This window comes from Nonomuraea sp. NPDC049607, assembly GCF_040675375.1.
GTDB lineage: Bacteria > Actinomycetota > Actinomycetes > Streptosporangiales > Streptosporangiaceae > Nonomuraea.
In genome coordinates this window covers 160,816-170,965 of sequence record NZ_JBFAOV010000007.1, presented here as the reverse complement: position 1 = coordinate 170,965, position 10,150 = coordinate 160,816, and the positions used below count along the sequence as shown (strand labels likewise).

Annotated in this window: 12 protein-coding genes; 4 read left to right on the top strand and 8 right to left on the bottom strand. The window is 70.8% G+C overall.

Annotated features, from left to right (window positions below):
- The first annotated feature begins 5 nt into the window (after positions 1-5).
- Positions 6-614, top strand: a complete 609-nt coding sequence (locus tag AB0J97_RS16650; RefSeq protein WP_357694987.1) for a response regulator transcription factor — start codon at positions 6-8, stop codon at positions 612-614.
- Here AB0J97_RS16650 and AB0J97_RS16645 read toward each other — a convergent pair.
- Positions 555-2,657, bottom strand: coding sequence for a histidine kinase (locus tag AB0J97_RS16645; RefSeq protein ID WP_364089143.1), 2,103 nt, complete (start codon positions 2,655-2,657; stop codon positions 555-557). The two genes, AB0J97_RS16650 and AB0J97_RS16645, sit on opposite strands and share 60 nt — an antisense overlap.
- A gap of 10 nt (positions 2,658-2,667) precedes the next feature.
- On the bottom strand, positions 2,668-3,462 hold the full coding sequence (locus AB0J97_RS16640) for a universal stress protein (RefSeq protein WP_364089140.1): 795 nt from the start codon (positions 3,460-3,462) through the stop codon (positions 2,668-2,670).
- Positions 3,463-3,541: 79 nt separating this feature from the next.
- Here AB0J97_RS16640 and AB0J97_RS16635 point away from each other — a divergent pair, with 79 nt between their 5' ends.
- On the top strand, positions 3,542-3,844 hold the full coding sequence (locus tag AB0J97_RS16635; RefSeq protein ID WP_364089137.1) for a hypothetical protein: 303 nt from the start codon (positions 3,542-3,544) through the stop codon (positions 3,842-3,844).
- An 86-nt stretch (positions 3,845-3,930) separates the two neighbouring features.
- On the top strand, positions 3,931-4,479 hold the full coding sequence (locus AB0J97_RS16630) for a phosphatase PAP2 family protein (RefSeq protein WP_357971010.1): 549 nt from the start codon (positions 3,931-3,933) through the stop codon (positions 4,477-4,479).
- Here AB0J97_RS16630 and pip read toward each other — a convergent pair.
- Entirely contained in the window at positions 4,445-5,404 is a 960-nt protein-coding gene (pip, locus tag AB0J97_RS16625) for a prolyl aminopeptidase (protein ID WP_357694997.1), read from the bottom strand. The two genes, AB0J97_RS16630 and pip, sit on opposite strands and share 35 nt — an antisense overlap.
- Before the next feature lie 67 nt (positions 5,405-5,471).
- On the opposite strand from pip, the gene AB0J97_RS16620 reads away from it, so the two are divergent.
- A complete protein-coding gene (locus AB0J97_RS16620; protein ID WP_364089133.1) occupies positions 5,472-6,389 on the top strand; it encodes a threonine/serine dehydratase in 918 nt (305 codons plus the stop codon).
- On the opposite strand, the gene AB0J97_RS16615 is transcribed toward AB0J97_RS16620, so the two are convergent.
- The 5 genes from AB0J97_RS16615 to AB0J97_RS16595 form a co-directional block, all read right to left on the bottom strand.
- Positions 6,380-6,958, bottom strand: coding sequence for a hypothetical protein (locus AB0J97_RS16615; RefSeq protein ID WP_364089130.1), 579 nt, complete (start codon positions 6,956-6,958; stop codon positions 6,380-6,382). The genes AB0J97_RS16620 and AB0J97_RS16615 overlap by 10 nt on opposite strands.
- Before the next feature lie 67 nt (positions 6,959-7,025).
- Complete coding sequence (mscL, locus tag AB0J97_RS16610; RefSeq protein WP_364089127.1) at positions 7,026-7,445, bottom strand: large conductance mechanosensitive channel protein MscL; 420 nt, start codon at positions 7,443-7,445, stop codon at positions 7,026-7,028.
- Between the two features lie 80 nt (positions 7,446-7,525).
- Positions 7,526-7,741, bottom strand: coding sequence for a DUF397 domain-containing protein (locus tag AB0J97_RS16605; RefSeq protein WP_357695005.1), 216 nt, complete (start codon positions 7,739-7,741; stop codon positions 7,526-7,528).
- 162 nt (positions 7,742-7,903) lie between these two features.
- Positions 7,904-8,104: a DUF397 domain-containing protein gene (locus tag AB0J97_RS16600; protein ID WP_357695007.1), complete on the bottom strand. Its 201-nt coding sequence runs from the start codon at positions 8,102-8,104 to the stop codon at positions 7,904-7,906.
- A 566-nt stretch (positions 8,105-8,670) separates the two neighbouring features.
- The gene (locus tag AB0J97_RS16595) at positions 8,671-9,510 is read right to left on the bottom strand and encodes a helix-turn-helix transcriptional regulator (RefSeq protein ID WP_357695009.1); all 840 of its coding nucleotides are present in this window, start codon (positions 9,508-9,510) and stop codon (positions 8,671-8,673) included.
- Positions 9,511-10,150 lie beyond the last annotated feature (640 nt).

The following is a 10,150-nucleotide window of genomic DNA, read 5'->3' as shown; positions in this document are numbered from 1 at the left end:
TCCCCGTGATTCGCGTACTTCTGGCCGAGGATCAAGCCGTGATCAGGCACGCGCTCGCGACCCTGCTCGGCCTGGAGGCCGACTTCGAGATCGTGGCCGCCGTCGAGTCCGGGGACGCGGCCGTGGCCTCCGCCGCCGTGCACCGGCCGGACGTGGCCGTCCTGGACATCGACATGCCCGGCACCCTCGACGGGCTGGCCGCCGCCGCGGAGATCCGGGCCAGGGTGCCGTCGTGCCGCACGCTCATGCTCACCGCGTACGGCAAGCCCGGCCACCTCAAGCGGGCCCTGGCCGCCCAGGTGGACGGCTTCCTGCTGAAGACGGCCCCGCCGGAGGACCTGGTCTCGGCGATCAGGGAGGTCACGCGCGGCGGCCGGGTGCTCGACCCCTCGCTCGCCGTCACCGCCTGGGACCTGGCCGACAACCCGCTCACGCCGCGCGAGGCCGACGTGCTGCGCCTGGTGGCGGGCGGCGCGGAGGCCACCGACATCGCCCAGCGGCTGCACCTGACCGCCGGGACCGTGCGCAACTACCTGACGGCCATCGTGGCCAAGCTAAACGCGCGCAACCGCACCGACGCCGTGCGCATCGCCACCGAGGCCGGCTGGATCTAGCGGGGCGCGCGCGTCGAGCCGGAACCAGCCGTCCTCGGCGGCGGTGGTGAGCCGGCCGCCCAGCGTGGCCAGGCGGGTGGTGAGGTTGCCCAGGCCCGACGAGCCGCGACGGGGAGCCGCCGTGGCCGCGCCGTCGTTGCGGACGAGCAGCCCGACCTCGTCGCCCGTGGCGGACGTGGAGATCACGCAGGCGCGGGCGGCGCTGTGGCGCAGGACGTTCGTCACGGCCTCGCGCAGCACGGCGCTGAGCACGGTCTCGACCTCAGCCGGCAGCTCGGGGTGCGCGAGCCGTACGGTCACCTCGACCCCGGCCGCCGCCAGCACCTTCCCGGCCGACTCGGCCTCGGCGTCGAAGGACAGCTCGCGGTGCTCGCCGGTGACCGAGCGCAGGTCGTGATGGGCGTGCTCGGCCATGGTGACGACGTTCTCCAGCTCGGCAACGGGGTCGGGCAGGCGGCGGGCCAGCTCGCAGGTGAGCAGGATGGCGGCCAGGCTGTGGCCGAGCAGGTCGTGCAGGTCGCGGGCGGCACGCAGCCGCTCCTCCACGACGGCCGAGCGGGCCAGGCTCTCCCTGGCGGCGTGCAGCTCCTTGGCGAGCTGGGCCAGCCTGAGGAGGCTGTAGACGACCAGGCCGGTCGTCAGCGTGCTCACCGTGATGTTGACCCGGGCGGGCAGCGCGTACAGGGAGGCGACCGTCCAGACCGCGGCCAGGATCGCGGCCGTCAGGGGCCAGGCGGTACGCGGGCGGAAGGCGAGCAGCACCGGACCGGCGAGGAACCCCGCCGTCCCCAGCCAGATCGGCCCGAACACCGGGATCGGGGCGAAGGTGAGCGCCGCCATCACCCCCAGCGCCACCATGTGGCGGCCGGTGACCGACCGCAGCTGCATGACCACGATCACGGCCAGCGCCGCGACCGCGGGGGCCAGCAGGCCGGCCGGGATCTGCAGCAGCGCCTTGACGCTGAACCCGACCAGCACGGCGGCCAGCAGGACCACCGAGACATCGGGCGGCTCGCGCCGGGCGGCCGCGGGCGGGCGGGTCGTGGGCAGCACGGCCTCCACCGTGTAGCGGCCCCGCCCGGACAGGCCGCGGGTGAGCGTGCCGCCCGCCGCCGCCACCTGGCGCGTGAGTCCGGCCGGGTCGCCGAGTCCGCCCAGGCCGTCGTCCTCGGCCGTACGGCGGCCGTCGTCGGCCACTCTCAGGCGTACCTGGGCTCCTTCGGGCTCCTCCCAGGTCTCGATCACGCACACCGTGGCCGTGCCGCGGCGGGCGACGTCCGTGACCGCCTCGCGCAGCACCGAGGCGAGCAGCGCGCCCGCCGGGCCCAGCGGCTCGGTGTGGGCGGCCCGCACCTCCACGCCGACACCCGCCGCCTCCAGCAGGGCGCGGGCGGTCGTCAGCTCGGGGGCCAGGGACATCGCGCGGTAGCTCGCCGCCGCGGCGCGGGCGTCGGCCAGCGACAGCCGCGCCGTCGTGACCACCTCGCCGAGCAGCCGCGCCGCGTTCTGCGGCGCGGCCAGCGCCCGCCGCGCGCCCGTGCCGATCGCGGTCAGGCCGCGCCCGAGGCCGTCGCTCAGCTCGGCCGCGATGCGCAGCCGCTCCTCGGCCACCGCCGCCGCGGCCAGCGCCGGACGGGTGGCCTCCATCTCGGCCACCCGCTCGACCAGCCGGTTGAGGCCGAACACGACCAGCGCCATCAGGATCGTCGTGATCGCGAGGTCCGTCGTGGAGACCGCGTCACCGGCGTACCGCCAGTGGTGGATCACGACGCCGCTGAACGCCACCGCGGGCGCTACCGCCCACCAGCGCGTCACCAGCAGCGAGCCGGCGAGGAACCCCAGGATCGCCACGGACGCGCCCTGCCCCAGCGTCGCCGCGTAGACCAGCACGCCCTGGACGGCGAGCAGCCACCCCTTCCTGACCCGCAGCGTGAAGGCGCACTGAGCGGCGAACACCGCCAGCGCCCCCCACGCGCCGGCCACCACGTAGACGCCGGCCAGGGAGGCCAGCACCACGACGACGATCAACCGGGCGACACGCACGCCCAGAAGCTTAGGAGAAACCCCTCGGCAGCACGGTGACCGGGCAGGACGACGACCTGAGCACCTTCATCGCCAGCTCGCCCAGGAACACCCGGTGGGGCTGGGCGTCCTCGCCCGCGGCGCACACCAGCAGCTCGCCGGGCAGCCACTCGACGTCCTTCAGCGCGGCCTGCACGTCGTGGCCCTCGGCCACCTCCGACTCGGCCTCGATGCCGGTGCTCTCCCAGGCCAGCCGCACGGCCAGGGCGAGGTCGTCGCGCAGCTTGCCCTGGTCCTCGGTGCGCAGGTCGAGGGTGATCAGCCGGAGCGGCACGTCGAGCCGCAGTGCCGCCTGCGCCACCCGCTCGACCGCCGCGTCGCACTGCGGCCGGTGGACGTAGGCGAGGGTGAGCCGGGCGGGCTCGTCGGGCGGCACGTAGCCCGAGGGCGCCAGCATCACCGCCTCCGGCGACAGGTGCAGCAGGTGGTCGGCGGTGCTCCCGACGGCGATGCGGCCGTACTGGCCGCCGCTCGCCGAGCCGACCACGATCAGGTCGGCCCTGATCCTGCTGGCCAGCACCGACAGCCCGCGCCCGGGGCCCCGGCTCTCGAACGCCATGTACTCGGCCGGGACGACGCCCAGCTCCTCGCCCGCGTGCGCCAGGTTGGCCTGGGCCTCCACGGCCAGCCCCGGGCTGCCCGGGGGATAGATCGACGCCACCGTGAGCTCGCCCCCGGTGAGCCGGGTGATGGCGGCCCCGAGCGCGAGCGCATCGCGCCCACCGGGGTCGTTGCTGTAGCCGACGATCACGTGCTCTCCGATCACGTTTGCCCTCTTACCCGCTCTGACCTGGGAATACGCGGTCTCTCTCGATGCGTTTGAAACGATTGGAGGCGTAAAAACAGTGAAGATCACCCTTGACACCCGTTTCAACGGGTCACTCGGCCCCGTCACCCTTCGTGAAGCGGTTCAGCAACTCAAAGAGCACGACCTGACGTGCACCGTCCCCGCCGGCGTCGTCGAGCAGAAGGTCACCGTCTTCTCCGACTGCGTGGAGCGCGGTTTCACCCCCTTGCGCAGCGAGATCATGGCCGCCTACTTCGTGGCCGAGCGGGACGCCACCTCCGAGGCGTTCGACCGCGGGCTCATCACCGAAGGCGAGCTGGAGCAGAAGCGCAGCCTGCTCGTACGCCAGTATCTTGCGTAAAACCCGGAATCACCCTTTCGGTCGAAGCATTTGACGATCAAAGTTCATAAGGTCGTGTCCACTACCCGTTCACGGATTGGACACCTGTGTACCGCGACATCGTCGACTTCGCCCTGACCACGCCCGGGTGGTTGCACGCCCTCGCCGAGTTCGGCACGGACGCCGGCCTGTTCATCTTCGCGGCGCTGTTCCTCGTGTGCTGGTGGCGGGCGCGCCAAGCCCCCGCCCGCGACCTCGCGCTCGCCATCGCCGGGCCGGCCGGGGTGGTGGGCGCGTACATCGTGAGCGAGGGCGTGAAGCTGCTGGTCCGGGAGGACCGGCCGTGCCGTGGCGGGATCGCCACGATCGCGGCCTGCCCACCCTCGACGGACTGGTCCTTCCCCAGCAACCACACCGTGATCGCCGCCGGGGCGGCGGGCACGCTCATCCTGGTCTGGCGCGCCCTGGCCTGGGTGGTGCTGCCGCTGGCCGCCCTGATGGGCTTCACCCGGGTGTTCGTCGGCGTGCACTACCCGCACGACGTGGCCGGCGGCTTCCTCCTCGGCCTGGTGCTCGCGCCGCTGTTCGCGCTGCTGCTGGTGGGCGCGGTCACGCCCGCGGTCAGGCTCGCGCGAAGCCGTCTGTCGCCGCGATGAGCCGGTCGACGATGCCGGGCTCGCTCGCCGCGTGCCCGGCGTCGTGCACGACCTGGAAGTCGGCCTCGGGCCACGCCTTGTGCAGGTCCCAGGCGGTGGCCATGGGCGTGCAGGCGTCGTAGCGGCCCTGGATGATCACGGCGGGGATGTGCCGGACGCGGTCGACGTCCCTGATGAGCTGCTCGGGCCCGAACCAGCCGCCGTGGTGGAAGTAGTGGTTCTCGATCCTGGCGAACGACACCGCCATCTTGTCCTCGCCGAACTCCGCCACCAGGCTCGGGTCGGGCAGCAGCGTGATCGTGGCGCCCTCCCACTGGGACCACGCCTTGGCCGCCGCGAGCCGGACCGCCTCGTCGTCGCCTTCGAGCCGGGCGCGGTAGGCGGCCATGAGGTCGTCGCGCTCCTCGGCGGGGATCGGCGCCACGTACGACTCCCACAGGTCGGGGAACAGGTAGCTCGCGCCCTCCTGGTAGAACCAGCGCAGCTCGTGCGGGCGCAGCGTGAAGATCCCGCGCAGCACCAGCTCGGTCGTACGGTCGGGGTGCGTCTGGGCGTAGGCCAGCGACAGCGCGCTGCCCCACGACCCGCCGAACACCTGCCACCGCTCGATGCCCAGGTGCTCGCGCAGGCGTTCCATGTCGGCCACCAGGTTCCAGGTGGTGTTGGCGGCCAGCGACGTGCCCGGCTCGCTGGCGTGCGGCAGGCTGCGACCGCAGTTGCGCTGGTCGAACAGGACGATCCGGTACAGCTCGGGGTTCCACTGCCGGCGGTGATCGGCGCTGCACCCGGCGCCCGGCCCGCCGTGCAGCATGACGGCCGGCTTCCCGTCGGGATTGCCGCAGACCTCCCAGTAGATCTGGTTGCCGTCGCCCACGTCGAGCAGGCCGGACTCGTAGGGTTCGATGGGCGGGTACAGAGTTCTCATGTCTTGCGATCCTGCCATGGACCAGGCACTCGTCGAATTGTGCCGTTCTGAAGCCTAAAGTCATCACATGGACCTGGTGACGATCGACGACATCCGCACGGCGGCCGGGCGCATCAAGGGGATCGCGGTGCGCACCCCGCTCCTGCCGATGGGCGAGGCGTGGCTGAAGCCCGAAAGCCTGCAACCGGTCGGCTCGTTCAAGATCCGCGGCGCCTACAACGCGCTGGCCGCCCTGCGTCCCTCCGGAGTCGTCACGCACTCCTCCGGCAACCACGGCCAGGCGCTGGCGTTCGCGGCGGCCGAGTTCGGCGTGCCGTGCGTGGTCGTCGTGCCCGAGGGCACGCCCGCGGTCAAGGCGGCGGCGATCGAGGGGTGGGGCGCCGAGCTGGTGGTCGTGCCTCCCGACCAGCGCGAGGTGACGGCCGAGCGGCTGGCGGGCGAGCGCGGCCTGACGCTGGTGCCGCCCTACGACCACCGCGCGATCATCGCCGGGCAGGGCACGATCGGCCTGGAGATCGTCGAGGACCTGCCGGACGTCGAGGTGGTGCTCGTCCCGATCAGCGGCGGCGGGCTGGCCGCGGGCGTCGCGGCGGCGGTCAAGGCGCTGCGGCCCGACGTCCGCGTGTACGGCGTGGAGCCCGAGCTGGCCGCCGACGCCGCCGAGAGCCTGGCGGCCGGGCACGTGGTGGCCTGGGAGACCACCCGCACGTTCCGGACCATCGCCGACGGGCTGCGGGTGAACAAGGTGTCCGAGCTCACCTTCGCCCACCTGCGCGAGCACCTCGAAGGCATCGTCACGGTGTCGGAGGAGGAGCTGCGGGCGGCGGTGCGGCACATCGCGCGCACGGCCCGGCTGGTGGCCGAGCCCAGCGGCGCGGCGACCACGGCCGCTCTGCTGTCGGGCCGCGTCCCCGCCGGGCGCACGGTGGCCGTGCTGTCCGGGGGGAACGTCGATCCGGAGCTGTTCGCCCAGGTCTACGCCTGAGCCCAGGTGTGGCGGGTCAGGAACCCGCGCTCGCCGGTGGCGTACTCGGTGAACGCCTGCCGCACCTCCTCCAGCTCGGGCACGACCGCCCGGACCATCGTGCCCTCCTTGTACTCCAGCTCGTAGCCGGGGGAGACCTGGAGGAAGTGGTGGCCGAAGTTCACCAGGGCCACGAACGGGTTCTGCGGCGACAGGGTGGCCAGGACGTCGTGGACCAGGCCGAGGTCGGGGTCGTGGACGACCATCCCGTCGCCGGTGTGGAGCTGCATGCCCTCGTACACGCCGAGCGGGGCCACGTTCTGCACCAGGTCGCGCTGGGGGTCGTAGCAGACCATGCCGTGCGCGCGGGCGGTGGTGAACACCTGGGCCGAGGTCTCGTCCATCGTGTCCAGGTCCATCGTCACCAGGACGTGCCCGGGATACAGGGTGACCTCCCCGGGCAGCTCCTTGGCGACGTCGGGCACGTCCCCCTCGACGGGGTCGCTCCGCTTCACCGCCAGATACGTGGCCCGGGCCTGATCCCTGCTGATCGGCACGGGCTCGTCCCAGACCATCAACTCAACGCTCATCGGTCCATCTTGCCGAACGTCCACCATGCTGGCGCACCACTGGGGTCAAGAGTCCGTGATGTACGGTTCAGCGCGGTTTCTCGGACTCGGGCACCAGCTCGGCCGTGCATTGGGCGCACCGCCTGGCCTCGGACGGGATGTCGGACAGGCATTCGGGGCACTGCTTGGTCGTCGCGGCCTTGTCCCGGTCGAACAGGTGGATCAGCCGCGTCATGGGGGCCACGACCAGCCAGTAGACGACCGCCGCGATGACCATGAAGGTCACCAGGTGGTTGAGGAAGTCGCCGTACTTGAACCGGCTGCCGTTGATCGTGAAGGAGTACTCGGCGAAGTTCGGCTGCCGGCCGCCGGTCACCGCGCCGATGAGCGGGGTGATGAGGTCGGTGACCAGCGCCTGGACGAGCCCGCTGAAGGTCGCCCCGACAATCACGGCGACGGCCAGCTCGACGATGTTGCCACGGAGTAAGAACTTCTTGAAACCGCCCATGGAGTCGGCATATTGCCGGGGGCCGCGGCCTGAAACCCCGATGGCCCCCGACAGAGCCCGATCGAGAACGTCGTGGCCGGTCAGAGCTGGGGCGCGAGCCGTTCGAGATCGAAGAGGCCGCGTCGCACGCCGTCGAGGAACGCGTTCCACTCGTCGATGGTGAACGACAGGACGGCACCGCTGGCGTCCTGACTTCCCCGCACCCAGACCCGGTCGGAGAGCATGGTGACTTCGACGCATTCGCCGTTGTTGCAGCGATGCCACGCAACCTGGTCAAGGGCAGGTGGGCGTTTCATGCACTACCTCCTGGAGGTCGGCTGTAGAGGTATTGCGCCGATGTGATATTACCCCGATCGCCGGATGCCACTCGGGCCGCCGTCGCGCCCCCCGGATCATCCTGGACATGAAAAAAGGCGGACACCCGTGGGATGTCCGCCTCACATGGCCGGCCGGTCGGCTCAGCCGGCCTCCCGGATCTTCCCGATGAACGCATTCCATTCGGTGGCGTCGAAGGTGAGAACGGGACTGTTCGGATTCTTGTTGTCGCGGATGCCGATGGAATCACGCGAGAAATAGGCGACCTCTACGCAGTCGCCATTGTTGCAGCGCGACGAGGCGCGCCAGCGAGGAAATGCACCAAGGTCTTGTTCGTTCGACATTGTCGCTCCCTACGGGCCATCGGCGGCGCCGGGCGGACCGGCGTGCACAGGCGATGTGAGCTCGGCGCTGACGGTCTTGGTGGACCGTTTCACCCGAGGCCACGACCTTACACCCGGGAGCCTGCCGGACTGGGCATCTTGCCGGGCGCGGGACGGTTCTCCCGCGGCGCGCCCACCGGGAGACCGCGGAGCCGGGGGCCGGGGACGGGCGGCGCCGCCGGTGCCCGGTTCTCCTTCTCCGGCGATGCGCAGGGACACGCTCTCCGGCGCGCCTGAATTTCGCCGGAATTACCGCGGGACGGGGTCGCCTCTTTTTCCGGACGGGAAGGGCGCCGGGAAACCCGGCCGTCGGCCATTCGGCTGCCGGACGACAAGGGTGGGACCCGGATCGCCGCAGCCGTCGCGCCGACGTTCGACGCCTTTCTGGCCGGTGGGTTTTTGGCCGGGTGTCTGTGTCATCAGGCGGGCGATATATAGGATATTTCGGGTTTATGGAGTGCCGAGCAAAGCGCTCGAACGGCAATTGCCAAAGGCGATTGCCGGAGGTCGCCCGGAGAGCGTGGCAACTAGGCGAATTTGCGTGCCATTTCGGCCAGCTGTTTCTTCGACTCCTGCGGGTTCAGGGCCTCGGCGCGGAGATGGTTGATCGTCTCCCTGAACGGCTCGACCTTGTCGCCTTCGAGGTAGAACAGGCCCATCTGATGCTCGACGAAGACGGTGTCGGCGATGCCCGACCTCTTGTCGAACTCCAGCAGCCGGAACGTGCTGTCGAACCCCATGTGCGCGCCCACCGTGAAGGGGATCACCTGGATGGTGACCTGCGGCAGCTCCGTGACGGTGAGGAGGTGGCGCAGCTGCTCCAGCATGGTCTGCCGGCCTCCGACGTGGCGGTGCAGCGCCGACTCGTCGAGCAGGACCCAGTAGTCGGGCGGCTCCCTGCCGGTCAGCAGCTCCTGGCGCTTCAGGCGGGCCAGCACCCGGTCCTGGAGGATGTCGTTGTCGATGCGCGGCAGGCAGCCCCGGATGACGGCTCGGGCGTAGTCCTCCGTCTGGAGCAGCCCGGGGATCGTGGTGATCTCGTATTCGGTGATGGCCACGCTGTCGGCCTCCAGCCCGATCATGGGCCGGAAGCTGCGGTTGTCGTAGTCCTGCCACCAGTGTTTCTGTCGCGCGTCCTTGGCCAGGGTCATCAGCTCCGAGGAGTCCTGGACGCCGTAGAGCCTGCACAGGTCGCGGACGTCGCGCAGGCTCACCCTGCGCTGGGCCGTCTCGATGCGGCTGATCTTGGCAGGGGAGCAGAGCAGGTGTTCGGCGACCTCGGCGATGCTCAGGCCCGCCTCGTGGCGCAGCTCGCGCAGCCGCATGGCGAGCTGTCGTTGCCGGAGCGTCGGATTGGGGACGGACATCGCCACGCTCCTTCGACCGTCGCGGCCTGCTGCTCTGGAGCGTACCCCCGCTGCATTCTTTCGAAGTCGTGAGCGGTAGGTAATCGTCACCGGCACGTTCCTATGGCAAGTGCCAAATCGAGGTGGGTTTCTGGCGTTGGAGGGTAAAAGTCAACCAAGCCGTAAGAGAGGGGGATGCCCAGGGCTGATCCACTCGAAACCGCCAGAGATCGAAATGCCGCGTTCATTCCCTGACGTGAAGGCTCACCAGAGGCCGTCCGTCACATAAGGCTGGGCCGATGTCGTCTCGTCGGCCCGGTTCCCCGATCTTTCGCTCCTGCCAGAGCGTGAGGATCGGTTCTCCATGATTGTCCGTCTCCGACGGGCAGGGCCGGCCGCTGCGCCCGTCCTGCCGAGGGGGATCGGGGACGCAGTGTCGCGTCACCCGATCGCGGGTGCGGATCCGGTGCGCAGGGGCCGCGCACCGGATCCGTGAACCCCGCCACACCCCCCACCGGGCCGAACACGTGGGCCGCCGTCGACACCGCGCTGTCGGAGGCGGCCCACTCACATTTCCGAGTATCTCGGACGGACGGGTGGGAAGGAACAGGGTGGCCTTGTCCGTCGGAGCAGGGGAACGGAACATGGGGAGAGACCGCAA